Genomic DNA, 25,858 nt, shown 5'->3' on the forward strand with positions numbered 1-25,858 from the left:
TTATGCAAAATGCTTTTATGAGCAAAGCTTGTGTATCTTGTCATATTATACATGATTGCCTGACCGGTTTTCACCTTTTCGACAAAAATGTAAGCGTGACGCAAAATGTCCGAGTATTTATTTTTGCGGTTTAATCGGATAAAGACGGCTGGTTTGCTCAAATAATTCGCCCGGCTCAAGACCAATCAGACCGATCTCTTCAGCAGGAATGCCTTGTACATTCGGGGCATTAACCAGGTTCATCTGTGGCTCAGGACAGAAGAATCCGCCAGTCATATTGTTATTCCAGATCATCCAGTGCTTGTATGACGTGCCTACATCGTATACCAACTTGTCACCGGTACGATGATCGGTAAGCTCCATATAGTTTCGCCCATTCTGCGGTTCTGCAGTGTAATGGTTGTCCATGGCTGCAAAAAACGGACTAACACCCTCACCCTTTAATTGCTCTTCCTCTGGTGTAAGCGGTTGAAATTGTCCCGTAGGCAAAGAACGTTCATTTAATTCACGACGCTGACCAATCGTTATTTTGGCCGTGTAATCGGATGCATGGCTTTCAGGTGCAAAAGGTACGCTAATGGCTGTATGGAATGCGAACAAATTCGGCATACGTTCCTTCCCGTTATTGCGGACATTCAATTGCTGCTGAAGTCCCAGACTACTCAGCGAATAACGGAGTGTCACTGTAAAGGTGAATGGCAGGTATTTGTAGAACACATGTCCTTCTTTCACTTCCTGACTAAGCAAAACATAACTCTCTAGCTCGTTAGATCCGTAGCCCTCAACCTTCCACTCGGCATCATGCAGAAATCCATGCAGATGGTTGCCTGTAGCTGGTTCGTTTATAGGTAGTTGATAGACTTCGCCGTTCCAAGGGAATCGACCATCCTCATAGCGATTTGGTGGAGAAAGAATCGGTATACCGTAAACGGCAGGTGCAGCCATAAACTCGTCCATATGTTCCTGGTCTGGCTCACGCAAATAACGGAATCCCTGCTCTGTATCACGGAAAGCAACAAGGTTGGCACCCACGCTCGGAATAACAGCTGCTTCGAATTGATTAAAACGAAGCCAGACGGCTGGTATACCTCCAAATTGTTCTTCGAAAGCTGCATTTTGCTGTGTCATCGTTATATGTACCTCCTGCATACTAAGGTTATATTATACGGCTCGACTATATCATGACCGCGCACAAAATACCAATCTATGATAGAGAACAAATTCATGATAGAACGACAAAAAAGACAGCTACGATGCTCCGTGGCTGTCTCCATCCCCTTATGTTGCCGTACTGAAATCATTCCTGATTTCAATGGAATACCCATGTATGGCATCGGCTCTATTAATCCACATATTTGCCGTGATCCGGAACGGCGGTCTGTTCAAAATCAAGATCGAGTCGCTCCAGCGAATCTCTCAGCATTTCTCCGGTTAAGGAATGACCATGCCCGGTAACAGCAACTATGGGCTCCAGTCGTCGAATAAGCTGAACTGATCGATGAGTCGCTTGCCAATCCGTCGTGAAATAGGCAGGTGGACCGTGCAACTGTTTGTCCTGAAGCAGCACACTCCAGAGCGATTCCTGTTTTACAGTGACGATCGCGTCTCCCGCAATCAGGATACGGTCTTCTTTTCGAAATAGCGATACATGGCCCGGTGTGTGACCGGGAGTATGCAGCCATTCCCATCCAGAAACACCTGGAATTGAATGATCATCCGGCAGACTGAATATCCGATCATCGAGATTAATAGCTTCATTAGGATAAGCAAATGACAGCCGTGCCATCAAACCGCCACCTACAGTAGGGTCCGCCGGAGGGTAATCTTTCACACCTGTCAAATAAGGCAGTTCCAGTGGGTGTGCATACACCGGGACACCCCAGAATTGTTCGAGTTCGATGACGGTCCCTACATGATCAAAATGACCATGTGTCAAAATAATCGCAGACGGTGGACCAGGAAAGCGTTCAGTTGCAACATGAAGAATCTGATCAGTGAAACTGGCCATTCCAGTGTCCACGAGCACCCAGTTCCTGCTTCCAGGCTCCCCGATGAACACAACATTAACGAACAGTGTACGCAGACTGAGGATATCGTGCGCGACTTCTTCAAGTCCCGTCATTCCTGATGTAATCAGATTGTCAGATGCCATTCACGGTTACCTCCCATTCAGGCGGATTGTCTCTCTGGTTCCATTCATCTGTCATAGACTTCCCTTTTCTGGAGTAACTATTCCTTATTCCCAATAAAATAGACGGTGGACGCCCTGTTTCAGGCATACACCGTCTAGTATAATCAGCTACATTCCATATTAGAACAAGAACCTCTCGGTCCTATTATGCCGGGTAAGCATCCAGTGCCGCATCAAGCAGTTGATTGTACATATCATCATCGTTTTCAAGCAGCTCGTCCATACGCAGCAATTCATCTTCATCACCGGATTGTTCAGTGAAATGCAGACTATAGTCCCAATCCTTGCCGTTCTTGCTCATAAACGTAATCTCATAAACTGACTTTTCGCCTTCTGCACGAAAAACCGTATTTCCTACATAATTCTTCTCATCTTCACGACGCATCTCTGCACGAATAATCTCAATATTCACAATCGTTCTCTCCTTTAATCTCTCTTCAGTTGCAGGTCTCCACAATTTATGGTAAACCTAGTTTGGTAATTATTATTGGTTAATTGTACAATATATATCGTAGCAACGTATACCTTATTCAATGAGGGAACCTTACTGACTCCTTACATACCTGTAATGAGGACTATAATAACAAACAGCTACGACATTATACCAAACAGGAGGAACAAATAGCATGAACAATTTTGAAACGAATTTACAACAATATGCCGAACTGGCAGTCAAAGTGGGTGTCAATGTCCATCCTGGGCAGACGCTCGTCGTAAACGCACCCATTTCCGCAGCACATTTTGTGCGCCTGATCGTCAAAGCCGCTTATGGCACAGGTGCCAAGTTGGTCAAAGTAAACTGGAGTGATGAGGTAATTACACGTCTTCACTATGATCTCGCACCAGAGGAATCCTTCTCCATTGAACCAAAATGGTTTGCAGGGGAAATGACTGAACTCGTAGAAGAAGGTGCCGCCATTCTGCATGTTATTGCAGAAAATCCGGACCTGCTTGCCGGTGTTCCTCAAGAACGCATCGTGACTAGTCAGAAAGTTCGCGGTAAAGCGATGGAGAAATATCGTTCCTATCAGATGGCAGACAAATTCAGCTGGTCCATTGTGGCAGTTCCTTCCCCTGAGTGGGCAGCCAAAGTATTCCCTGATCTTCCGGCTGAGCAGCAAATTGATAAGTTGTGGGATGTCATCTTCAAAACCGTTCGCATTGGTGAGCAGGATGCTGTCGCTGAATGGAAAACACATTTGCTGAATCTCGACTCCCGTGCTGATCTGCTTAACGAGAAGAAATACAAAAAACTTCACTATACTGCCCCTGGCACAGACTTGACGATCGAGCTTCCTGAAGGTCATCTGTGGGTATCCGGTGGAAGCATTAATGAGCAGGGACACGTCTTCGTTGCCAATATGCCTACAGAGGAAGTGTTCACCGCTCCACTGAAAACCGGAGTTAACGGTACAGTTCGCAGCACTAAGCCACTGAGTTATGGTGGCAATCTGATCGACGGCTTCTCCATCACTTTCGAAAATGGTCGAATTGTCGATTATACTGCTGAACAAGGACTTGATTCATTGAAAAGCTTGATTGAAATGGATGAAGGCGCACATTATCTGGGCGAGGTAGCTCTCGTTCCACATCAATCACCAATTTCGGATACGAATATTTTGTTCTACAACACCCTCTTTGATGAAAATGCATCCAACCATCTGGCTATCGGTAACGCCTATGCCTTCTGTCTGGAAGGCGGCAAAACGATGTCCAAGGATGAATTGATCAGCCATGGCATGAACTCCAGTCTCACTCATGTGGATTTCATGATTGGATCAGGAGAAATGAACATTCACGGTGTCACTTCCGAAGGCAGCGAAGAGCCAATCTTCCTGCAAGGCAACTGGGCTTTCTAATTTAGACGATGTAAATGAGAGAGAGGGTCACTCCTCTCTTTTCCTGCGTATGCGGGGCATTCATGATATGGAGGAACTTGATATGTTGAGTTTTGAACAAAAACTGGATCGTTATGCTGAACTGGCTGTAAAAGTTGGAGCCAACGTTCAGCCCGGACAAATCTTCGTTATCAGCGCGATGATTGATACAGCTGAATTCGTGCGTTTGTTGGTGCGTAAAGGCTACGAGGCCGGAGCAAAGAAAGTCATCGTCAAATATGGAGACGAAACTGTCAATCGGCTGCGCTTTGAAATGGCGCCTGAGGACTCTTTCCAAGATGCACCGAAATGGCATGCCGCTGAACTTGAGGAGCTGGCAGCGAACAATGCTGCGTTCTTGACCATATTGTCATCCAGCCCAGACCTGCTAAAAGGCATCGATCCAGAACGCATTTCCACCCATCAGCGTACATACGGACAGGCGATGTCCAAATACCGTCAGTATCAGCAGGCGGACAAAATGAGCTGGACAGGAGTAGCCTGTCCTTCGCCGGATTGGGCCGCCAAAGTCTTCCCTGACCTTCCCCCTGCCGAGCAGATGAAACAGCTCTGGGAAGCCATTTTTGCTGCTGTAAGAGCTGATCTCGAAGATCCTGTAGCGGCTTGGGAGCAGCATATTGAGCGTTTGGAGCACAAAGCAGTTGCCCTGAACAGCAAAAAATACAAAGCTCTTCATTTTGTCTCACCGGGAACCGACCTTACGGTTGAGCTTCCTGAAGGGCACATTTGGGCGCAGGCTGGCAGCATTAACGAACAAGGTACACGTTTTGTCGCCAACATTCCGACAGAGGAAGTATTCACCGCGCCGGCTAAATATGGGGTAAACGGTAAAGTGTCTAGTACCAAACCACTCAGTTATGGCGGAAGTATCATTGATCGCTTCTCCCTTACATTTGAGAACGGACGCATCATTGATTTCCACGCCGAAGAAGGTCAAGATACCCTTGAAAGACTCATTAAAATGGATGAAGGTTCGCATTATCTCGGTGAAGTCGCTTTGGTGCCCTTCCATTCTCCAATCTCGGAAAGTGGTATTCTCTATTACACAACGCTATATGATGAGAATGCATCTTGTCACCTCGCTATCGGCAGTTCCTATGCTTTCAATATCGATGGTGGCAAAACCATGTCAACCGAAGAGCTTGCAGCTCGCGGCATGAACTCCAGCATTACACATGTGGACTTCATGATGGGATCGCCGGAAACGAACATTTACGGTGTTACAGCGAATGACAAGCGTGAAGCCATCTTCCTGAACGGCGATTGGGCTTTCTAAGCCATTTGTATCTGTTATTCTACGATTATTAAATAACACATAGAGGCTGCCCTACTAACCATAATTTACTGGTTAGTGAGGCGGCCTCTCTCTATTTCGGCTATACTTTTTCTGCTTCTGTCGGACTAACCTCCCATTGTATCGCTTCCATATAATGTTGTAAAATGAAATGATACCAATGTTTGTGGATTGTTCACCAGAAAGGAGAACATCATGGCCAATCGGCTCCAATTACTCTTAGCCTCAGATTTCCATAATTTGGGCCCTCAGCTTCAAGAAGAAGTGTACTACGAATACTATAATATGGTACATGGTCTCATCGTTTACATCATCAAAGAACGTGCTGCAGCAGAAGATATCATTCAGGAAGCTTTTATCAAAATCATTAAAAACAAACCTCTCTTTGACAACGAAGTCAAGCTGAAAGCCTGGCTGAAGGTTGTCACACGGAATACCGCCATTAATTATCTGAGAAAAAATAAAAATAACCGTAACCAACTGGATACGGATAGTGTTTTTATAGATATGGAGACAATTAATCAGACTGCAGCTTCCGTGGAGAGCACGGTGGAGACTCAAATGATGCAGGAATCCATCGAGTTCTATCTGGAACAGCTTAAGCCGGAATACCGTGTACTCGTGGAGCTGCGCTGGAAAGAGGGTCTTTCCTATCGGGAAATGGCCGATCTGCTTGATACATCCGAAGAAATTGTGAAGCAACGTTTGTTCAGAGCCCGCGGAAGTATCAAGAAGAAATTACATAAGGAATGGGGTGGAAGCATTGAGCAAAGGCAAGTCCGATAAGCATATTGATTCATTCGATTCAGAGCTGGAAGACGATTTTTTCGATGCCGCGTTTGATATGGCTTTTGACGAAGCCTTCCATCAGGCTGTATCTGCCACCCCTGCTTCCAACACCGAATCCATGCGCCAATCCTGGCTCCAAGTTCAAAAGGAGATTGACCGGGTTGGCGTACGCAAGAAAAGAATGCGCACCATACGTTTATCTGTTATTGTTGCTGCGTCCGTGACCATCGGCGCCGTCATCTTCAGTATGCCAACCGGGACGCAAGCCGTCTCCCCTTTTGTACAATCAATCAAGGACTGGGGCAATGGCATGAAATCCATTGTTATTGAGGATCGTACTACTCATTTGGGTGCTGATCCTTCGACAGCCAAGACACCTCCACCTCCTGAACGAGGAGTTAATGAAGCTCCCAAATTCTATTCTGGAGACGATCCAGAAGAGGATGAAGATATTGTTCTCCCCTTCTATGAGACATCACATTTACTTGAAGCTGTTGTTGTAACCAAGGAAATAGCACGCTCGGGATTTATGGGTGATTTTTTGTTATCAAAAGCGATTCCCGAGCGGTTTACAAAGATCAAATTTGAGCTCATGCTGGATACCCTTAATCCCGTCAATCCGGAAGATTATTACGAATCTCAACGAATGAGGGTTCGTTATAGCGGCGAAGGCAAAAATGGTGAAGAAGAAGTCATTCAGTTTGATTATGCCTATGTTTCGCCTGGTCAGGTCATTGAGGGGCCCATGCTACGCGAAACAAGTATCGTCAAATTGGCTGATGGCAGCGATGCATTTATGTACCTCGGCCCCCCCTATAATACCTTTCAATGGATGATGGGTTCTGTCAACATGAGCTTATTCGGAACCGTCTCGGAAGAAGAGATGATTGCCATTGCCAATGACCTGCAGGAACAAAAATTTCCAGGTAGTACTCAAAAATAAATTAAAATAATACGTTGTTTGAAATATGTGTTGTCGTCTCAGGTTTGACCCCATCGTTGGCCGTATGAAGACTGACAACCCGATAGTAATATCCGGTTATAACGGTCCAGTTCGATTGGGCATTCAGGGTCTGCGTTTGCGATTTCTTCTTGGAACCGGATTGATAGAGTATCCAGGCCGATCCCGTCCAGCGCTCAAGTCGATAATCGACTTGCAGCGATTTCATTTCCGAGAAGGTCGTTGTTGTTGTATTTACAACCGCAGTCAGCCCGCCTCCAGGTGTAACCGTCCCGTCTGCCTGATAAATATAATTGGGGGAAGACAACATATTAACACTTGGTTCCAAGGGCGGTGGTGGTGGAGTAAGCGCGTGAGGCTGGATACTTGGACTGGCGACAGCTACCCCGGCGGTTGGTATAGCAAGAATTATGGGTGCCGATAGTGCTGCAACAATCATGACTTTTAACATGGACGTTATTCTTATTTTCCGCATATGTATCCACCCTTCATTTTCCAAATTTGATTTTGTGTAAGTATTAAACGGATGTAGTGGTTAGAAGGTTTCAAAAAAATAAAAGACGCTCCGACTTACATGTCGGCAGCGTCTTTTGGTTCTCTGATGCATCATCGGGTAAATACATACTGAATGGATGAAACCTAAATAATTCCATTCCGTATCCATAAGATAACGTTGATATGAAATTATTCTCACATGCCTCAGACCAAATGACAGGCTACAAAATGATCCGCTCCAACGTTCCGATACGCTGGAATTTGCTGCTTGCAGATATCTTCTGCCCATGGACAACGTGTATGGAACTTGCATCCAGTTGGCGGATTCACCGGACTGGGGATATCCCCTTTAAGCACAATTCGTTCCCGTTTCAATTTGGGAATCGGCACAGGTACAGCTGATAGCAAGGCTTTCGTATACGGATGCAGTGGATTGCCGAATAACTCATCTCTGGAGGCCGTCTCGACCATGGAGCCCAGATACATCACTCCAATGCGGTCACACAGATGTTCCACCACACTCAGATCATGCGAAATAAACAAGTAAGCAAGGCCACGCTCTTGCTGAAGTCGTCTGAACAGGTTGATAATCTGAGCCTGAATAGACACGTCCAGTGCTGATACCGGTTCATCTGCGATAATCAGTTTCGGATTTAAGATCAAAGCTCGCGCAATCCCAATCCGTTGTCGCTGACCACCAGAGAACTCATGGGGAAAACGATCAATATGATAAGATGACAATCCGCAGGCTCCGAGTACCTCCTTGACGAGATCACGAACCTCGCTTGCGGTAGCCAACCCGTGATCCAATACAGCCTCCCCGATCGCATCACCAATGCGAATGCGCGGGTTCAGTGAACTGTAGGGGTCCTGGAAAATAAGTTGAAGCTGCGGACGGATCTTCCGCACTTCCTGCATAGATAACTGATGCAAGTCAACACCTTGAAAACGAATCTGTCCTTCCGTTTTTTCCGTTAAGCGCACGATCGTTCTTCCAACGGTGCTCTTGCCACTTCCGGATTCACCCACTAATCCAAACGTCTCGCCTTCATGGATTGTGATGCTGATATCATCGACTGCTTTCACATGGGCTACTGTACGATTCAATAAGCCTTTGCGCACAGGAAAATAGGTTTTGAGATGTTCGATTTCCAATAGAGGTTCATACATGACTCAACGCCTCCTCATACAGCCAGCATGCAGCCTTCTGTCCGGGCCCAAGCTGCTTCAGCGTAGGCATTTGCGTGGTGCATATCGACATACAGTGCTCACAACGATCAGCAAAATGACAGGAATCTTTTAAGGATAGTGGATCAGGTACATGTCCGGGTATCGAATACAATTCGTCCTGTCGTTGATTGATAATCGGCTTGGAGCGAAGCAATCCCTGGGTATATGGATGTTTGGGAGACTCGAACAATTGCACAACTTCCCCCTCTTCCACCACTTTGCCTGCATACATTACAACGACATAATCCGCCATTTCGGCTACAACGCCAAGGTCATGCGTGATCATCAGAATGGAGGTTCCTGACTGGGACTTGATATGTTGTAACATATCCAATATCTGCGCTTGAATGGTCACATCCAGTGCGGTGGTTGGTTCATCCGCGATTAACAGTTTCGGGTTACATGAGATGGCAATGGCAATCATAATGCGCTGCAGCATACCTCCACTCAGTTCGTGCGGATAGCTGTTTGCAATCTGTTCCGGTCGTGAAATACCAACTTCGGCAATCAGCTCAACCGCTCTGGCACGAGCCTGCTTTTTACTCATTTTCAAGTGTACAATCAGCGGCTCCATTAATTGCTCACCGATCTTCAGCACGGGATTCAACGAGGACATCGGTTCCTGAAAAATCATGGAGATGTCATTGCCCCGGATGGCACGCAGCGAAGATTTACTTTCACGGAGCAGATCCCGTCCATCAAAACGGATCACACCTCCTACTACCTTGCCAGCCGGTTCTTCAATCAATCCCATAATCGACATGGCGGTTACACTTTTGCCGCAACCTGATTCACCAACGATGCACACCGTCTCGCCTTCACGTACATTCAGGCTTACGCCGTCCACGGCTTTGACATTGCCTTCTTCTGAGTAAAAATGAGTTTCAAGTTGTTCAATTTCAATCATATTTTGCATGAGGCGTGCTCACCTTCTCTTCTGTTTGGGATCTAATACATCTCGAAGACCATCACCAAAAATGTTAATCGCAATAACGGTCACGAAAATGGACAGCCCTGGTGGAATCCATAACCACGGATGCTGTTGAAAATCAATCATGTTGTTGGCCGCATCGATCATATTGCCCCATGTAGGCGTTGGCGGCATGACACCGAGTCCAAAAAAGCTGAGTACTGACTCGCTTAGAATGGACCCACCGATATTCAGAGTCGCCATGACGATGAGCAGCGGGACAATATTGGGCAGAAGATGGTGAAACAGTTTGCGACGGTCACGCAAGCCAAGAACAACAGCAGCCTGCATGAATTCACGCTCCCGCAAGCTTAACATCTGTCCCCGTACCATTCGGGCCATACCGGGCCAGTTGACAAAGCTGAGCATCAGCATGACGATATACATTCTGGAATCCGGTGGAACTTTCCAATCCGATAACAACGCGCCGAAAATGAACAGCAGCGGCAATCCCGGAATCGTAAGCAGCAAGTCGGCAATCCGCATAATGACCTGATCAACAATGCCACGATAATATCCGGCGATGGCTCCAAGCAAGGAGCCGATAAATACGGATAGAACCATGGAAGCCAAACCAACAGTGAGCGAGATACGACCAGCCATCAGCACACGGGTAAGCACATCCCTACCAAGCGCATCTGTACCAAGCCAATGATGAATGCCTGGACCTTGTTTCATCGCCGCCATATTGATCTTGTTATCGGTATAAGGTGAGAACAGCGGTCCAATGAAACAAGCCACAAACATCAACAAAACCACGATGAATCCGCCAACGGCAAGTTTGTTCTTGAGCAGTCTTCGGAGCGACAATTTCCATAAAGAAGACTTGGTAGGAACCTTTAAAGGTAAGGCAGCTTCTGCGGCATTTCTCGTTACAGACGATGAAGAGATTGTCATTTTCATAGCCCCCTATTGCAAACGGACACGCGGATCTGCGATGTGATAGAGCACATCAGACAGTAGCGTTCCAATGACGGTCAGGATGGCGATAAACATGGTAAAGCCCATCAGCAGCGGATAATCACGCAGTGAGAAGGACTGCATATATAACTGGCCGATACCGGGCCAGCTGAATATTTTCTCAATAATCAGTGAACCGCCGAATAAGGACGGCAGCTCGAATCCAATCAGTGTAATTGCAGGTAAAAGAGCATTGCGCAAGGCATGGGTATACAACACTTTGCTTTCTTTTAAACCCTTGGCTCGCGCTGTTCGAATATAATCCTGCTTGATCACATCAATCATGTTGCTTCGGAAGTAACGGGTAAGTGAGCCTACCCCAAGCAGGGTCATGACAATTACAGGCAAGGTCATGTGCTGAATCACCTCTTTGACATAGGCCAGACCGGTGGCATTACTTCCTGTAGTCATCATGCCGCCTGGAGGCAACCATTTTAAGTCAACCGCCAGCAGTTTAATCAAAAACAATCCGATAAAGAAGGATGGCACGGACATGGCTGCAAATATGCCTATCATCACGAAGGTATCGAACCACGAGTACTGCTTATAGGCAGCGATCACACCGATAATAACCGCGATAAACCAGGTCAGGAACGTAGTCACCGCAGCTAACAGGAATGAATTCCAGATATATTCGTTGAACAGCGAGAGCACTGGCTTTTGTTGTGCCAATGAATATCCGAAGTCCCCGTGTACAGCATTTTTCATCCAGATGAGATACCGTTCGATAACGGGCTTGTCCAGTCCGTATAATTCGCGCAGTTCGGCCTTGCGCTCAGGACTCAGCTTAATGTTGCTGGAGATATAATCTCCAGGAGTAAGTGCATACAGGCTGAAAATCAGAACGGAAGCGGCCAGCAAAATAAGAACCATGTATGTCATCCGTTTCACAATGTAAGTGCTCATATCAGGCTCCTTATCAATGCGTCCCCTGCATCTGCGACATCGCAAACACAAGGGACGTTTTGTTTATTTCGGAATGGATGTTTCTTGATTCATACCACCGCTTATTTCAGAGACCATTCCGGCAAGCTGGTTGCAATCCCGCGGTATGGACTGACAGAGAGCCCATCGATCCGACCGTTATAGGCATAGACTGTTTTTTTGTAACTAGTGAAAATGACAGGCAGCTCATCGTTGAGCAACTGGTACAGCTCTTTGTATACTGCCTTGCGCTCCTCAATGTCTGTTGTAGCCAGACCTTTGTTGTAAAGCTCTTTCACTTTGGGATTGTCGTACCCTTTCAGCTCACCATCCACAAATTGCAGTACCCCGTCTGAAGGATCCGTTAGCATCGGTGTGGAGAAGGAAGCCACGTCGTAATCGCCGCCCTCCACTTTGGAGACAAGTGAGTTGAAATCCGCGAAGACTTCAGGCTGGAACTGCACGCCAATCGCTTCAAAGTTTTCTTTGGCTACAGCAATGAAGATATCTGTCGCCGGACTTTTCGTTCCGAGGAAATGAAGAGATAACTTCTTCCCGTTTTTCTCACGGATGCCATCCGCTCCAGGCACCCAGCCTGCTTCGTCCAGCAATTGATTGGCTTTGTCCGGATCATAGGCGTATGGATTAATACCTTCTTCCGTATAAGACCAGGAAATAGGTGAAGTCGGGATGTTGGCAACAGAGCCTGCCCCTTGGTTGGCGTCCACATAGATGGACTGACGATCCAGGCCATAGGTAATGGCTTGCCGTACTTCTTTTTCCTGAAGCTGTTCATGTTCCAGATTGAGCTGTAAATATCCGTATGTACTTGGTGTGTAAGGCAGAAGGTTGAGGTATGGGATATTTTTCAGCTTATCAATATTCTCCTGGGTAGCCGTGAACGAAGTGAAGTCGATCTCTCCGGTCTCAATAAACTGCCAGGTGTCTCCTTCCGATGTTTTATATATGAAGTGCTCGGTTTTCGGTTTGCCCTTGTAGTAGAATTCGTTGGCAACGAATCGTACTTCCTGACCCGGAATGAACTTTTCGAGTTTATAAGGACCATTGCCTACAGGTGTTGCATGAAGATTTTTAATGTATTCGAGCTTGCCGAATTGATAGTCTTTGCCGTAGTAGGCTTTGGATAACACCTCTGAGCCCAATGTAAGCAAAGCAGTTGCGTTAGGTTGTTCCAGCGTGACCGAGATCGTTAACGGATCAATGACCTTAATACCCTCAATGTGATCTGCCTTTCCTTCAGTATACGCTTTGCCGCCTTTCACCTTGGTGGAGAAAATATCGAATCCACCGTCATACGACTTGTCATGCAGAATGGTCCATGTAAAAGCAATATCATCTGCGGTGAGCGCGGAGCCGTCACTGAACTTGGAATCTTTTCTCAGATGAAACGTGTATGTACGCTGATCGTCGGACACATCCCAGCTTTCAGCGAGATCAGGAACAGGCAATCCCTTCTCATCTACGGTCACAAGCGAAGCAAAAAGCAATGAAGCAACGTTGCCATCATATCCGCTCTGATGGAAGTACGGTGTGAAAGCCCCGCTGGGATCCGTAAGTCCCACAATCACCGTATCCGTCCGTTTTTTTGCCGTCTCAGGTAATTGATTCAAGTCCGTCGCCTGAAATGGTGCATCCAGTGCTGCTGAAACCGGAGTGGCTTGTGTACCCGGATTCGTTGTCCCGCTTCCAGCAGTAGTGGTCTCTGCTCCCCCACCTCCAGCACATGCCGATAACACAATTGCACTACTGATAATTAACGATGCCACAGATAAACCTTTCACTCTCATAAAATCCTCCCCAATTCATAAATGATCCATATTTTTCTCGCTCAGCCGTTCCTAATTCCCGAAATAATCCAGAATATATATAATTCCTATGAAATTAGTAAGGTATAAGTTCGATAAGCCCTATTATAAGAACCGCATTCGGTTCTGTAAATAGAGAACCACAAAAAAATATTTATATTAAACCCATTAATATCCACTTTAAAGCGATAAAATAGCCGTATGTTTTGCGCGGATTTCCTGAATAAATTTCAGTTCGGCCACAACAAACATACGGCTGTATCAGAGGAATACTTTTTTTCTAAAAACCACATTTTGATAAACGTTATTGTTCCAAATAATTCATCACATTCGGTAAAATTTGCTCCAGTGCATGAAGACGAAGTGAATACTCAACCAGGCTCTCTCCTTCAAAATGAGCATAGACCAACCCTGCTCCACGAAGCTTGGAAAGATGGTCATGAGTAATTCCTTTGGAGAGCTTCAAGTGACGAACAATTTCTATGAACGAACGCGGTCCCTGATGCAGAAAACGCATGATTTTCAATCTATTCTTCTCTCCCAAGCTGCGAATCACACGCAAATGATGGGTCGGAATATACTCATGGTCTCCCATATACAATCTGGAGGAATAGTGGCACAGCAGAGTATCCCCAAAATGCAGGATGACATTTAGCGGCTGAAAATGAAATTGTGGTACAAGCAGCAGTCTCTCCAGCCCCTTCATGTCCCGGAACATCAACCCGTTGGTCGCATCGTCGAGTACCTCTTTCTGAGGAGATTGACTTAACTGTTCCTTGCGGTTCAGAACCTCCTGGCGCAGATGTTGTAAGATTATGGGATCAAGCAAGCGAAAATATTGCTCATTCCACCCGGTTAAGACATAGGTCATCTTAGTCTGGAAAGCAGCGATATCATCTGTATACGGGAAGCTGTACTGACTAAAAATGTCATGGAGTTCAGGCACTGTTCGTTGGCTGAACCATTCAATAAAATCCTCCGGCTCCTCGGCTTCCACTTGCAAACAGACAAGTAAATACATCCATTTCCAATCATCATCCACGTTTATATTTTGCAAGACAGCAGCAAGCTCAGGAGTTAGCTGTCCTTCTGTTTCTTGCGCCCAGGCTATAGATAAATCAATCTTTTTATGCGATTTTCGGCAAATATATGTATGCAAGCTAGCCATGAATTCAAATACAGGCGTAAATCCAACCTCAATGCGATAGCTCAATCTCAACCTCTCCTATCTTGCAAAGTCGTTCCATTATACCCTGTATACAGCCGTGCATGCTACGATTATAGGGTAAACAAAAAGCCGCACAGTGAAATATTCCACCGTACGGCTTCTCAATAGACCGGATCTCCTGTCTCCAGAAATAATACCTTGAATCAGGCTCCTTCGCCTTCAACCATCAGTTCCAGCTTAATCACATTCACACGTGAAATCCGCTTATGTTCGGTCTCTTGAATAACAAAGACATATCCACCATACTCTACCGATTGCCCCACTTCTGGTGGGATGGCCTCTACTCTGGAGTATAACCAGCCGCCAATCGTATCATAATCCGCCCGGTCCATATCCAGTCCAAAGCGTTCACTAACCTCTTCAATCAGCATGAGGCCGTCAATGGAATATTCCATCTCATCCACTTTCTCAATTGATGGACGCTCTTGGTCAAATTCGTCCTGAATCTCGCCCACAATCTCTTCCATGATGTCTTCAAGCGTTACAAGGCCGGAGGTTCCTCCGTACTCATCAATCAGGATGGCAATCTGTGTCTTGCTACGTTGCATCCGCTTGAGCAGGTCACTGATGGGAGTGGAATCGGGTACTGCGAGAATCGGCCGAATCACCGAGATGGTATCTGTAAGCTGAGATCGCATCAGGTCTTTAATGTGAATAAAACCGATAATATGGTCTTTGTCACCGTTATAAACCGGATAACGGGTACGCATGCTTTCACTGGCAATTTCCAGATTTTCCAGCATGGACTGATTGGCATTCAGGCAGATCATTTCCGTCCGCGGAATCATAATTTCACGGGCGGTTGTTGCCGTAAAATCAAATATATTATCAACAAGTGCCAATTCAGTATTGTCAATTAAACCGCTCTTATTGCTTTCTTTCATCAGAATGCGTATTTCATCTTCACTATGCGCTGAGTCATGCTCCGAGGCCGGTGCCATGCGAAACACTCTCAGCAGGCTGTTCGCCATACCATTCAATGCCCATATAAAGGGATACATTAATTTGTAAAAGAACGTAAGCAACGCCGCAGACCATAACGTGATCGTCTCTGATTTGCGGATGGCCATCGTCTTGGGAGCAAGTTCCCCGAGTACAATATGCAAAATCGTGATAATAACAAAAGCAATCGCAATGGAAATACCGTGTACGTATACCGGACCCATTCCAAATGCAGTAAACATGGGCTCTAACAGGTGAGCAATCGCTGGCTCTCCCAGCCAACCGAGTCCAAGTGAAGCAAGCGTTATGCCCAATTGACACGCGGATAGATAAGCATCCATGTTGCGTACAATATTGGAAGCATAAATCGCATTTTTATTACCTGTTTCCACCAAAGCTTCAATCCGGCTACCACGAACTTTGACCATCGCGAATTCTGCCGAGACAAAGAAACCATTCATCAATACAAGCAAAGCAATTAAAAATAAATTTAATATACTCGGTAAGGGGTCACTCAAATTATCATCCTATTCGCCGTCATTCTTCGGCAAATAGGTCCACCTCCTTCGAAAATGTAGGATATTTGCCATTCTGCCGCTCATATGCAGTTTCAACTTCCCAATGCGTTCACCTCCACCTTCTTCTGTCGATTAACAAGGATATGCTTCTTTTATTATATAATTCTACACTACACAGTCAATCCGTGTCCTATGACAACGAAATGATGCATACAGGCTATTTCGTTAACAAATGTACCGAATGCGCAGTTTTTTTTACGTTTTACTAACAAATATATGCATCTTCTTGCGTACGGTTTAACTTTTCTCTTACGCTCAGTTAATCTTTCAGCGATATACTTCCAAATAGAACAACAATTTTTGATTCCGGAGGTATGTACATTGAAAAGCCATCATGCTATGAAATGGAATGCTCTACTACTCAGCGCGGCTGTTGCGATCACAGCAGTGCCCTGGCAGGTCCATGCTGAACCCGTATCTGCCCAGCTACAGACGGCCCCGGCCGCATTTACCATTTTACCTATCGACCGTGCTCAGATTCTCGCAGGCCAAAAGCTGGATTTCCGGGTTGAGCTGAACGGTGCCAAGCTGAATTCGAAAGACATTAAAATCCAGGTTAATGGTTTGTCACCGGACAAATACTTCGGCAAGTCCGGAACATGGACAACCAGCACCGACCTGAGTACAGAATACACCATACGGGATGTTGCCTTCAAAGAGAGCGATTCCATCGTGGTAACCGCCGAAACGACTGCTACAGGCAAGCGTACATATTCACGGGTCGTATACCAAGTGTTCGATCCTTCCAAAGACACAGCCACATTGACAAACGGTGAGCAAGCCAAAAATGTCGTTCTGATGATCGGCGATGGCATGAGTGCCAATATTCGTACCGCCGCACGTGTTGTATCCAAGGGTATTAACGAAGGCAAATTCAAGGGTTGGCTGGAGATGGAACAAATGGATGCCATGGGCATGGTCACCACGTCTGGCATGGATTCCATCGTCACCGATTCCGCCAATAGTGCTTCCGCTTATGCAACCGGCCACAAAACAGCTGTAAATGCCGAGGGTGTCTACCCAGACAATACACCAGACCCTTTTGACGATCCGAAGGTGGAAAACATCGTTGAGCTGGTGAAACGGACACGTGGCATGGCTACCGGCCTTGTAACGACTGCGGATGTGACAGATGCGACACCTGCTGCGATGGCTGTACATACACGTAAGCGCGGAGAGCAAGAAGCGATCGCCGGCATGTATCTGAATGAAGCCAATCGACCGGATGTAATTCTGGGCGGTGGACTGGAGTGGTTCCTTCCAGCAGCTGACGGCGGAAAACGCAAAGATGGACGCAATATTGTGGAGGAGTTCAAAAAAGAAGGATATACCTATGTTACAGATGCAACGAATCTGGACAAGTCTGCCTCTACCAAATCATTGCTTGGATTATTCCGCAAAGGCAACATGAACGTATATTATGACCGGGAGTATACTCAACCTAACAATGCAGAAATTGTGGGCAAGGATACCGATCAGCCAACGTTGATGGAAATGACCGACACAGCCCTTCAGGTGCTGGAACAGAACAAGAACGGATTTTTCCTGATGGTCGAAGGTGCATCAATTGATAAACAGGCTCACACGATGGATTTTGAACGTTCCGTATGGGATGCAATTGAATTCGATCAAACGGTTGGTCGGGTTAAGGAATATGCGAAGAAACACCCGGATACGCTCGTTATCGTCACATCCGACCATGGTCATTCCCTTACCCTCAACGGAACGTATAACACGGAAGCCGCCAAAGGTAAATCGGGCGACGAACTCCGTGAATTGATCGGCACATATGCTGATTCCAAGTTCCCGACGTATGTGGATGCAAACGGAGATGGCTTCCCGGATAATCCGGATTCCGAGTGGAAGATTGCTGTCGGCTGGGGCAATATGCCGGATAACAACGAGGACTATCTTGCTAATCCGGTACCAATCAGCCCTACCATTCAGGACCCTAACGTCAAAGACAAAACATGGTATATCGCTAACCCGGACAAAGATCCGGACGGTGTTCACTACACGGGTAACTTGCCTCATGATGAAGGCCAGGAAGTCCACACATTCGACGATGTGCCAATCAATGCCTCGGGACCAGGGTCCCGTCTGTTCTCCGGCTATCTCGATAATACGGATGTGTTCCGTAAGATGGTAACTGCATTGAAGTTGGATGCGTCCAAGTAGCACAACGGTGAACTAACAAAAGAGTATCCTAGCTCATGCTCAGGCATGGCGGGATACTCTTTTTTCATGATTTTATGGATAATGAGGATTAGCTAGCACGTTTACTTAACGCTTTGCTCTACTGCTTCTACTGATTTATTCTCTTTCTGATGCCAACTCATTCTCTATAGGATCACTACGTTCCCATTAACGGTGTCCCAGCGCCACGGCGTGTCTTCCCCTTTGCCGATCTGAAGACCGCCAATCCAAGATGTATCATGTCTTAATAGTGCCCAATCTGCTTCTCCATTCAGCACCTGAATACCGAGTTTGGTCAAAGACAAGACACCGTGACGGAATTCATCATGATGCTGCTGGAAGTTAGGAAAAGCTTGTACACCGCTTAATTGAAGTAAAGCATGAGGTTGCTCCGTCATTCTCTTCAGATGAGCCCAGTACTCCAGATCACCCATTCCCAAGATATGCAGTTGATCTCCAACATGCTTGAATAATGGATAAGGGCTATCCACGCCCTCTCTTACGGCCTCCAGTGTGGATTGCTCAATTATGCCCAGTCCGTTCGATACAGAAGGCAGACGGGACAGGTGGGCCTTGAATGCAGCATGTGCAAAAGGGAGCACCGATGTATTTTTCAGCAAGTAGTCCTTGTGATCCTGAATGTCAGAGGATGCATACGCACCCCAAAACTCGCTGCCAGCCCGGATTTCCTCTGCCCGCATCACGTGCCAGGTACCTGATAAACGTCCGATCTGTGAGGGTGTAAGTTGCCCAAGTCCCCGAAAATGTTCAATATCTGGATAGGCATCGATGCATAACAGATTCAGCTTTGTATTTTTCAGGTCCTGTTCCTTGAAATAGTGCAGCAAATACGATAACATCGCCTGATCATAGAGGTCATACTCAAACCACAGGACGATCTCTTCGTGCTGATGGAATGACTTAAGCGTCTGCTCAAGTTCCTTAATTTTCAAATATTCAGTCTGTGGGATACCCAAGTGCTGCTCCAAATATTGTGCACGTCCACTTCGATCTTTCTCATTCCTCATATTTCTTGTTATCGGTCCAAATGTATAGAGCTCTCGCCAGACCAGAATTTCACCTTGAATCCCGCTTTGTCTTAATCGATCTGCTGCATGGTCACCATTCATAATGTGAAGCATCCCTTTTCCTCCTTCGTATAGATCACTAAATACTGAAATCACATCCGCCACAGGCAATGAACGTCTGAGCCTGGATCTGGCATCATACAACCGTTTCTTTAGAGCCGGAACATTAACCCCGAGGAATTCCGACATTTCCTTGAGCGAGTAGCCCTGAAAATAAAACAGTTCAACAGCAAGCTGCATGGAAGTTGGCAAAATGGAAATCGAATCTCGCAGGAGACGATGCACCTCTCCTTTCAAAGCCTGTTCTTCAGGGTTATGAGTCTGATCCTCTTCTTGAATAACATCCTGAATCTCCAGGACCGGGACGGTGCCATGCTGCTTACGCCTCATTAGACGGTAACACTGTCTCTCCACGATGACTTTGAACCACCCGGGAAAAGCATCAGGGCTGTCCAGTTTGGACAAATTCGCAAAGGCCTCCGTGAACGCCTCTTGTACTACATCTTCGGCCAGGAATGTATCCCCTAATTTTTGATAGGCTACAGCCAGTGCCATCCCGCGAAATTGCGTCACCAGCTGTTCATATGCCTCGGCTTCGCCCTTGATTGCTCCATCGATCCATATCTTCAATATGTTTTGCTCCTTCCTGTGCGCTTGCTGCTTGATGTATTTATCTTTAAGTGCCCTGATTTGAGAAAAAGGTTACTTCTGCTTATGTTTAATTTTCTATTTGATTATGCTCTTTATCATCATATAGGAAAAGCTGCCCCGTTTGCGGAATAACATCCGCAATCGAGACAGCCTCTGTATGGCCGTATTATATTATGTTCTTTTTTTCCTACAGATTAACGTCTGCTCGGTTGTTGCGGATAGTTTCCGATCACACCTGGATATTGATACAACAACGGCTCATCGAATGTAGCGTAGTCGAAATTGACCATCAGAAGCATGATCCGTTTTCCGCTGTTCGGGTCACTGATGATGATATGGTCACGACCAGCGGCTTCCAGAATGCCTTGGAAAATGCGGGCATTCCATTCTTTGTTACCTTCGTATGTCATGTAGAATGTTCCACATTTACCCAGGTTAAGCCGTAAAATATTTTCGATGTAGGATTGTTCAAACTGTGGCGCAGTTGTGGTTACAACTCCACCCGTAGGTGTCATTGGAGCACCGCTTGATACGAGCGGAGGTACGCCTGTGGAGCTAGGTGAAACCATGCCTGGTGTTGGGGACATCATCGGCATCCCGTTACCGATTTTATATGATGTTCCTTGGACTTGCGAATTGGCCTGTTGGCCCATAACCTGTGTTGGTTGATAAGGCTGGTTAATCATAATGATTCCTCCCAAAATTTAATATACGGTTGGACAGTCTTCGCCTGTCGGACTGAAGAAACAATGCGCCTTGAAGCGGCCTGTATTTTGCTGGTCATACCAGGTTGGCGGACATTCTCCCACCGGACGGAAAAACCACAGGGAGTTGCTGGCTGGCCAGAAGCGTTCACCATTAATGACACGCTGTGCCAAGCGTATTTCCGATTGTCTTGCCCGTTGGTAGAAATATCCTTTTTGCGTTGATTCGAAGCCACCCGGGTTCTGAAACACCATTCGATTAATGTCCCGAATATCACCGAAATCCAAGCAATCGCCGAGCACCCGGTTTACACCCACATTGCCTACAAGCAGCATGCCTTGTTCGCCGTCACCTTCAGCCTCCGCTCTCATCAGTCTAGCGAGCAGCTTGACGTCTTCCGAGTTGGCTTTAATAACAGCCATATCCTGTTTCCTCCCTTGTTGAACCTCTTCATCACCGTATATCGTATTGTGCAGATGCCCATTCGGTGACACGATTTTATCTTTTTCTCATAAAAAAAAGCCCGGAACCTCACCCTATGTGAAGTCCCGAGACATAACATTTCCTATATAACCTGCCTACTCAGGGCTTGGCTTGAATCCAGTAATCGTAAGCATGTACGATATTGCCTTTGTAGGCTTTATATTCGCTTAACAGATCGGGAAGCAGTGCCAGCTGGCGTTCCATTTCCGCTGCTCCCTTATCATAAAATGAAATATGTCTACCTTCAAAATTCTCTTTCATCTCCACCGAGATCAACAGTGGTTTACCCAAACGATCCGCAATTTTCATTTCCTGACTGACGACGTCGGCAATTCCATTGGAGCCTTCAGCGATGTTACGGAATGCCATCAGAGATATGTGATCCAGCGTTGTGATCATGTATTCACTGACAGACATGTCTCTTCCTGGTAACGGGAACGTATCTAGCCAAACGGCCAGATCGGCACTCGTTTCGAGATCGCTGTCCTTTTTCGTCTCTTCATGGAAATAAGCAATATTGGCAGCCCATTCGGTCAGCAGCGTATCCCGATCATTTTCCCATTCAGGTAAGGTGTATGGTTCAATATCGAGATGGATTCCCTTAAAACGTTCATCCGGTTCAGATTCGGCGTTATAATTTTTCACATAATCGATCAAGCGCTGTATCCGTGGCCGATTTTCCTTTTTACCCCAGATTGGATGGCCGCCCATGGCATGAACCTCAATACCTTGAGCCTGTGCGCGTTTCACAAAACTGCGATAACTGGAGTACGGTTGATCCAAATCAAGCCGGACGTATAACCAATTGATGTTTTGCTCTTTGGCGAACTCCAGAATGTGATCTCCACCGTCATTCGTAACTTGAGAAGCCTGCCAGATATAGGTTCCCCGGATTTCCGGTTGATTGGATGGATTCTCCGGTAATGGTACTTCCTCTGGCTCCAGCTGCCCCCAGTACACGATGTCATGCACAGCTGAACCTGCGTAGGAAGCATGATCTGTGAATGCAGACGCCACTTCCTTTATGACACTCTCCAATTGCGCAGCGCCTTTTCCGGCAAACGTCGTGAACTCTTCCCCAGGCATAGGCTTGGTATTTACCCCAACGGTAATAGAACCATTTCTGGCGTCAGCCCATATCATTTCCTGTTCTACCAAACGTATAATTCCATTGTTTCCTTGCGCGCTGTCACGGTAAGCGAGCAGCGTAATATGATCAAATTGTCCAATAAACCAGTGTGACAACGACTCGTTATCCGCATCGTCAGTGGTTCTGCTACCTGTCACCGTGTAAGAATCCAGCCAAAACGGCAAGTCAACATTCACTTCAACCGCCCCAGCCTGTTTCACCTGTTCCAGCAAGAGCTTCATATTGACAACCCAGGATTGGACCAGCGGCTTAGCATCTTCTTTCCACTGTGGCAGTACATAAGGTTTGATATCCAGGTGAAGGGCGTCAAATCGCTCTTCCGGCTTTGCAGCGAGGTTATAATTACTTACCCAGGACGCCAGTTTGAGCATTGGACCTTCACGACCACTCACTGCCCATGACGGATCTCCACCCAGAGCTTCAACCGCAATTCTAGCCTTGCTGGCTTTGGATATAAACGTATGATAGACATCCTCTGACAGATTCATATCCACATTCACATACAGTCTGTTAATCTTATGTTTAGCTGCATTGTCCAGCAGCTCGTTTCCTCCATCACTGACAGACTTGGCCTGCCATACCCAGGCTGCTCTTATATCTGCGTCAGCCTCAGCAGTAGATTCAAAGCCTGTCATTATAATCCCTCCAATCAGCATTAATAGCCAAAACACTTTCCGGGATGAGTTCCCGAACATATTCTCCCTCCATTCCTGTACTGTGGTAAAATCACATTTATTATAGCAACCGAGTTACCAAAAACAAATAAGCCCAAGTGCTTAACTTGGGCTTATTTCTGCTATGTTTTCAAAAGTTTACAATTGACCGGAGAAATCCCGGTACTAGTCCTCATATATCATTTTTCGGGTCATGCCCCCGTCAATAATCAGGTTGGTCCCTGTGACAAAGGTATTGCTCGGATCGGACAAATATAAACAAGCGCGGGAGATATCCGAAGGAACACCTACACGTCCTGCCGGGTGCTGTTCATGGTCCTCTGGCTTCAATTTCTCCACATTTCCTGTCTCAATCCATCCCGGACTGATACAATTGACCCGAATTTTGTCTTTACCCAAGGATACAGCCATCGCATGTGTCAACGCCACGATAGCTCCCTTGGACGCAGCATAGGCCTCTGTTTCCGGCTCTGACATCAACGCACGTGTTGAGGCCATGTTCACAATTGCTCCACCATTTTCGTTGTGCTTCATATGTTTGGCCGCTTCACGGCTTGCGAGAAAGCAACTTCGCACATTGGTATTGAGTATATCGTCCCACTCTTCCAACGTTAGGTCATAGGGAGACTTCCATCTGGAGACACCCGCATTGTTTATGAGCACATCAATCTGTTTGAATTCATCCATTGTCGTTTGAATGAGGTTTGTTATATCCTTCTCTTGACGTACATCACACTGGACAAAGATGGCTTCTCCGCCTTCATTGCGAATCGAAGCTGCCGCAGCAGCCCCTTCCGCTTCCTGATAGTCGGCAAGTACGACTTTAGCCCCTGCAACCGCATAGGCCTCAGCTACACTTCGTCCGATTCCTTGGGCTGCTCCCGTTACAACCACGACTTGATCTGTAAATGACATCATCATTTCCTCCTCTATTGGGATGGTCCATTCATTACATAAGCCTACATCAACTCACCGAATATGGACCATAAATTGAATAAAGTCTCTTCTTATATAAAAACACGTTAGCCCCATTAAGAAACGCTTGTCCATAAAAGAAATTAAAAAAAGCTTACGCCACTATGGCGCAAGCCAGCCGGTTTATCCGCGTACACGCTCTGAATACAAACGATTGTAGCGTTCAAAGCCTACATAACGCGTTCCCTTGAAAGAGAGTCGACCTTCATCTCCCTCGGCGCACAAGCCGTACTCATCACCATTCACTTTGAATTCGAGACGATCCCCGCTCTCCACTTCAAATGTGATGTAATAAAGCGTACGGGCTGTACTTCCTGGTTCGGAGTGCGACTGACTCATCTGCATTCTCCTGCTGGTAATACGTGAAGGTACGGTAAGTAGAGGCTCTGAGTTATTACGACCCCATCTCCATACTTCTTTCCCTAACGACAGAAGAACGATACCTATAATCAGGACAAATACTACCGGAAAGACGGTTCCAAAAAAATCAAACATCCAGGATGATTCAATGCCCATGTCTCTCCCCTCCGTTCATCAAACCTAGGACAGCCGGAGTCTTGACCCGTCTTCTGTAATATATATGCACGTTAACAGGGAACTTGTTATTCGTATTCAAATCCAAAATGTCGAAGGGAAAATGAGCACTATTCTCAACGTTTAATGTAATACATTATGTTTTGTAATCTGCACCCAGAGTCGTTTCTTTCCACTCATCAATACTTTGGAGCATCGTTGCTTCTAACTATTATGGATACAATCGATCTTTTTTGAAAACCTTGGCACCAACTGGGATAGCGCCTTGATGAATGAACGTTATCCCAGTTGAGGTACCCTACCCCCTCTCTATGCTAATTGAGTAATAACCAGATGTGCCGAAACTGGCCTAGTTCCTCCTGCGAGCGGAGTCATGGTTAATGCCGTTGATTCTCCAGCTGGATTGCGTACAGTGAGTATTGTATTAATTACTGTTGTTTGCACGATAGCCATTCCTGGCATCTGACTTGTGCCTGTTGCCCGCCCCACTACGGAACTGGAGAGGTCAGCACCATTGAGTGTTAACATAAGTTGCCCAGCTTCATTCATACTCCCCTGAAACAAAACCAGATACGTACCGATCGCAGCCAAATTAAATGTACTCGGTCCTGTACGAGTAATTGTAGTCCCGCTTGTAGGTCCATCTTGCGGAAAACTTACATCCGTGCCCGGAGCAACCGTTGCAGCATTGTCTGGAGGCATCAGCGCAAAGAAATCAGCAAATCCCAGAACGCCTCCGACTGCACCTGTAGCTCCAGTAACACCCGTTGGTCCAGCTACACCAGCTACTCCCGTGGCTCCGGTGGCACCCGCTGGACCTGCCAATCCTGCAGCTCCCGTGGCTCCCGTGGCACCCGCTGGACCTGCCACTCCAGCTGCGCCTGTCACTCCGGTAGGCCCCGCTGGACCCGCCAATCCTGCAACACCCGTGGCTCCCGTGGCACCTGCTGGACCTGCAACACCAGCTGCGCCCGTGGCCCCAGTCGCACCGGGAAAGCCTTGCGGTCCAATAGCGCCAGCTGGGCCCGGCACACCCTGAGGTCCTTGTGGACCCACAAGTCCTTGTTCCCCAGGAATACCCTGCCCGCCCATCGGTCCGGCTGGACCAGCCAGCCC

23 protein-coding genes are annotated in these 25,858 nt (G+C 46.7%); 5 read left to right on the forward strand and 18 right to left on the reverse strand.

Features of this window, described 5'->3' with window-relative positions; genetic code table 11:
- Positions 1-117: 117 nt before the first annotated feature.
- The 3 genes from A6049_RS06995 to A6049_RS07005 all read right to left on the reverse strand — a co-directional run bounded on the left by A6049_RS06995 (position 118) and on the right by A6049_RS07005 (position 2,603).
- Positions 118-1,128, reverse strand: coding sequence for an aldose 1-epimerase (locus A6049_RS06995; protein WP_063563936.1), 1,011 nt, complete (start codon positions 1,126-1,128; stop codon positions 118-120).
- 214 nt (positions 1,129-1,342) lie between these two features.
- Positions 1,343-2,152 (reverse strand): MBL fold metallo-hydrolase, encoded by an 810-nt coding sequence (locus A6049_RS07000; RefSeq protein ID WP_063563937.1) that lies wholly within the window; start codon positions 2,150-2,152, stop codon positions 1,343-1,345.
- Positions 2,153-2,336: 184 nt separating this feature from the next.
- Positions 2,337-2,603, reverse strand: a complete 267-nt coding sequence (locus A6049_RS07005; RefSeq protein ID WP_079696002.1) for a hypothetical protein — start codon at positions 2,601-2,603, stop codon at positions 2,337-2,339.
- A gap of 214 nt (positions 2,604-2,817) precedes the next feature.
- Between A6049_RS07005 and A6049_RS07010 the strand changes: the two genes are divergently transcribed.
- The 4 genes from A6049_RS07010 to A6049_RS07025 all read left to right on the forward strand — a co-directional run bounded on the left by A6049_RS07010 (position 2,818) and on the right by A6049_RS07025 (position 7,115).
- Positions 2,818-4,050 carry an aminopeptidase gene (locus A6049_RS07010; RefSeq protein ID WP_063563938.1) on the forward strand — a complete coding sequence of 411 codons (1,233 nt, stop codon included), beginning with the start codon at positions 2,818-2,820 and terminating at the stop codon, positions 4,048-4,050.
- An 82-nt stretch (positions 4,051-4,132) separates the two neighbouring features.
- Positions 4,133-5,365, forward strand: a complete 1,233-nt coding sequence (locus A6049_RS07015) for an aminopeptidase (RefSeq protein WP_063563939.1) — start codon at positions 4,133-4,135, stop codon at positions 5,363-5,365.
- 213 nt (positions 5,366-5,578) lie between these two features.
- On the forward strand, positions 5,579-6,169 hold the full coding sequence (locus A6049_RS07020; RefSeq protein WP_063563940.1) for an RNA polymerase sigma factor: 591 nt from the start codon (positions 5,579-5,581) through the stop codon (positions 6,167-6,169).
- Complete coding sequence (locus A6049_RS07025; protein WP_063563941.1) at positions 6,147-7,115, forward strand: hypothetical protein; 969 nt, start codon at positions 6,147-6,149, stop codon at positions 7,113-7,115. Before A6049_RS07020 ends, A6049_RS07025 begins: the two co-directional genes overlap by 23 nt.
- 1 nt (position 7,116) lies before the next feature.
- Here A6049_RS07025 and A6049_RS07030 read toward each other — a convergent pair whose 3' ends face one another.
- The 8 genes from A6049_RS07030 to A6049_RS07065 form a co-directional block, all read right to left on the reverse strand.
- Positions 7,117-7,608: a hypothetical protein gene (locus A6049_RS07030; protein WP_063563942.1), complete on the reverse strand. Its 492-nt coding sequence runs from the start codon at positions 7,606-7,608 to the stop codon at positions 7,117-7,119.
- Positions 7,609-7,832: 224 nt separating this feature from the next.
- Positions 7,833-8,798, reverse strand: coding sequence for an ABC transporter ATP-binding protein (locus A6049_RS07035; protein WP_063563943.1), 966 nt, complete (start codon positions 8,796-8,798; stop codon positions 7,833-7,835).
- Positions 8,791-9,774 carry an ABC transporter ATP-binding protein gene (locus A6049_RS07040; RefSeq protein WP_063563944.1) on the reverse strand — a complete coding sequence of 328 codons (984 nt, stop codon included), beginning with the start codon at positions 9,772-9,774 and terminating at the stop codon, positions 8,791-8,793. Before A6049_RS07040 ends, A6049_RS07035 begins: the two co-directional genes overlap by 8 nt.
- 9 nt (positions 9,775-9,783) lie before the next feature.
- On the reverse strand, positions 9,784-10,725 hold the full coding sequence (opp4C, locus tag A6049_RS07045) for an oligopeptide ABC transporter permease (protein ID WP_063563945.1): 942 nt from the start codon (positions 10,723-10,725) through the stop codon (positions 9,784-9,786).
- A 12-nt stretch (positions 10,726-10,737) separates the two neighbouring features.
- Complete coding sequence (locus tag A6049_RS07050; protein WP_063563946.1) at positions 10,738-11,694, reverse strand: ABC transporter permease; 957 nt, start codon at positions 11,692-11,694, stop codon at positions 10,738-10,740.
- A 101-nt stretch (positions 11,695-11,795) separates the two neighbouring features.
- A complete protein-coding gene (locus A6049_RS07055; RefSeq protein ID WP_063563947.1) occupies positions 11,796-13,520 on the reverse strand; it encodes an ABC transporter substrate-binding protein in 1,725 nt (574 codons plus the stop codon).
- Between the two features lie 322 nt (positions 13,521-13,842).
- Positions 13,843-14,751, reverse strand: coding sequence for an ArsR/SmtB family transcription factor (locus A6049_RS07060; RefSeq protein WP_240321325.1), 909 nt, complete (start codon positions 14,749-14,751; stop codon positions 13,843-13,845).
- A 158-nt stretch (positions 14,752-14,909) separates the two neighbouring features.
- Positions 14,910-16,226 carry a hemolysin family protein gene (locus A6049_RS07065; protein ID WP_063563949.1) on the reverse strand — a complete coding sequence of 439 codons (1,317 nt, stop codon included), beginning with the start codon at positions 16,224-16,226 and terminating at the stop codon, positions 14,910-14,912.
- Positions 16,227-16,607: 381 nt separating this feature from the next.
- Here A6049_RS07065 and A6049_RS07070 point away from each other — a divergent pair, with 381 nt between their 5' ends.
- Complete coding sequence (locus A6049_RS07070) at positions 16,608-18,464, forward strand: alkaline phosphatase (protein WP_205411994.1); 1,857 nt, start codon at positions 16,608-16,610, stop codon at positions 18,462-18,464.
- A 164-nt stretch (positions 18,465-18,628) separates the two neighbouring features.
- On the opposite strand, the gene A6049_RS07075 is transcribed toward A6049_RS07070, so the two are convergent.
- The 7 genes from A6049_RS07075 to A6049_RS34355 form a co-directional block, all read right to left on the reverse strand.
- Positions 18,629-20,200, reverse strand: coding sequence for a sigma-70 family RNA polymerase sigma factor (locus A6049_RS07075; RefSeq protein ID WP_063563950.1), 1,572 nt, complete (start codon positions 20,198-20,200; stop codon positions 18,629-18,631).
- Between the two features lie 215 nt (positions 20,201-20,415).
- Complete coding sequence (gerQ, locus tag A6049_RS07080) at positions 20,416-20,907, reverse strand: spore coat protein GerQ (protein ID WP_063563951.1); 492 nt, start codon at positions 20,905-20,907, stop codon at positions 20,416-20,418.
- A gap of 18 nt (positions 20,908-20,925) precedes the next feature.
- A complete protein-coding gene (locus A6049_RS07085; protein WP_063563952.1) occupies positions 20,926-21,348 on the reverse strand; it encodes a cell wall hydrolase in 423 nt (140 codons plus the stop codon).
- A 160-nt stretch (positions 21,349-21,508) separates the two neighbouring features.
- Positions 21,509-23,194 (reverse strand): hypothetical protein, encoded by a 1,686-nt coding sequence (locus A6049_RS07090; RefSeq protein WP_240321326.1) that lies wholly within the window; start codon positions 23,192-23,194, stop codon positions 21,509-21,511.
- 204 nt (positions 23,195-23,398) lie between these two features.
- Positions 23,399-24,148, reverse strand: a complete 750-nt coding sequence (locus A6049_RS07095) for an SDR family NAD(P)-dependent oxidoreductase (protein WP_063563954.1) — start codon at positions 24,146-24,148, stop codon at positions 23,399-23,401.
- A 183-nt stretch (positions 24,149-24,331) separates the two neighbouring features.
- On the reverse strand, positions 24,332-24,724 hold the full coding sequence (locus tag A6049_RS07100; RefSeq protein ID WP_063563955.1) for a DUF2500 domain-containing protein: 393 nt from the start codon (positions 24,722-24,724) through the stop codon (positions 24,332-24,334).
- A gap of 327 nt (positions 24,725-25,051) precedes the next feature.
- Positions 25,052-25,858, reverse strand: an 807-nt coding sequence (locus A6049_RS34355; protein WP_145921907.1) for a collagen-like domain-containing protein, incomplete at its 5' end; no start/stop codon positions are given.

Origin of the sequence: Paenibacillus sp. O199 (genome assembly GCF_001636635.1) — a bacterium.
GTDB lineage: Bacteria > Bacillota > Bacilli > Paenibacillales > Paenibacillaceae > Paenibacillus > Paenibacillus marchantiae.

Coding starts and splice junctions, on each gene's coding strand:
- A6049_RS07010 (WP_063563938.1), top strand. CDS start 2,818: ATGAACAATTTTGAAACGAATTTACAACAATATGCCGAACTGGCAGTC.
- A6049_RS07090 (WP_240321326.1), bottom strand. CDS start 23,194: ATGACAGGCTTTGAATCTACTGCTGAGGCTGACGCAGATATAAGAGCA.
- A6049_RS07015 (WP_063563939.1), top strand. CDS start 4,133: ATGTTGAGTTTTGAACAAAAACTGGATCGTTATGCTGAACTGGCTGTA.
- opp4C (WP_063563945.1), bottom strand. CDS start 10,725: ATGACAATCTCTTCATCGTCTGTAACGAGAAATGCCGCAGAAGCTGCC.
- A6049_RS07000 (WP_063563937.1), bottom strand. CDS start 2,152: ATGGCATCTGACAATCTGATTACATCAGGAATGACGGGACTTGAAGAA.
- A6049_RS07055 (WP_063563947.1), bottom strand. CDS start 13,520: ATGAGAGTGAAAGGTTTATCTGTGGCATCGTTAATTATCAGTAGTGCA.
- A6049_RS07085 (WP_063563952.1), bottom strand. CDS start 21,348: ATGGCTGTTATTAAAGCCAACTCGGAAGACGTCAAGCTGCTCGCTAGA.
- A6049_RS07050 (WP_063563946.1), bottom strand. CDS start 11,694: ATGAGCACTTACATTGTGAAACGGATGACATACATGGTTCTTATTTTG.
- A6049_RS07040 (WP_063563944.1), bottom strand. CDS start 9,774: ATGCAAAATATGATTGAAATTGAACAACTTGAAACTCATTTTTACTCA.
- A6049_RS07035 (WP_063563943.1), bottom strand. CDS start 8,798: ATGTATGAACCTCTATTGGAAATCGAACATCTCAAAACCTATTTTCCT.
- A6049_RS07095 (WP_063563954.1), bottom strand. CDS start 24,148: ATGTCATTTACAGATCAAGTCGTGGTTGTAACGGGAGCAGCCCAAGGA.
- A6049_RS07020 (WP_063563940.1), top strand. CDS start 5,579: ATGGCCAATCGGCTCCAATTACTCTTAGCCTCAGATTTCCATAATTTG.
- A6049_RS07030 (WP_063563942.1), bottom strand. CDS start 7,608: ATGCGGAAAATAAGAATAACGTCCATGTTAAAAGTCATGATTGTTGCA.
- A6049_RS06995 (WP_063563936.1), bottom strand. CDS start 1,128: ATGACACAGCAAAATGCAGCTTTCGAAGAACAATTTGGAGGTATACCA.
- gerQ (WP_063563951.1), bottom strand. CDS start 20,907: ATGATTAACCAGCCTTATCAACCAACACAGGTTATGGGCCAACAGGCC.
- A6049_RS07100 (WP_063563955.1), bottom strand. CDS start 24,724: ATGGGCATTGAATCATCCTGGATGTTTGATTTTTTTGGAACCGTCTTT.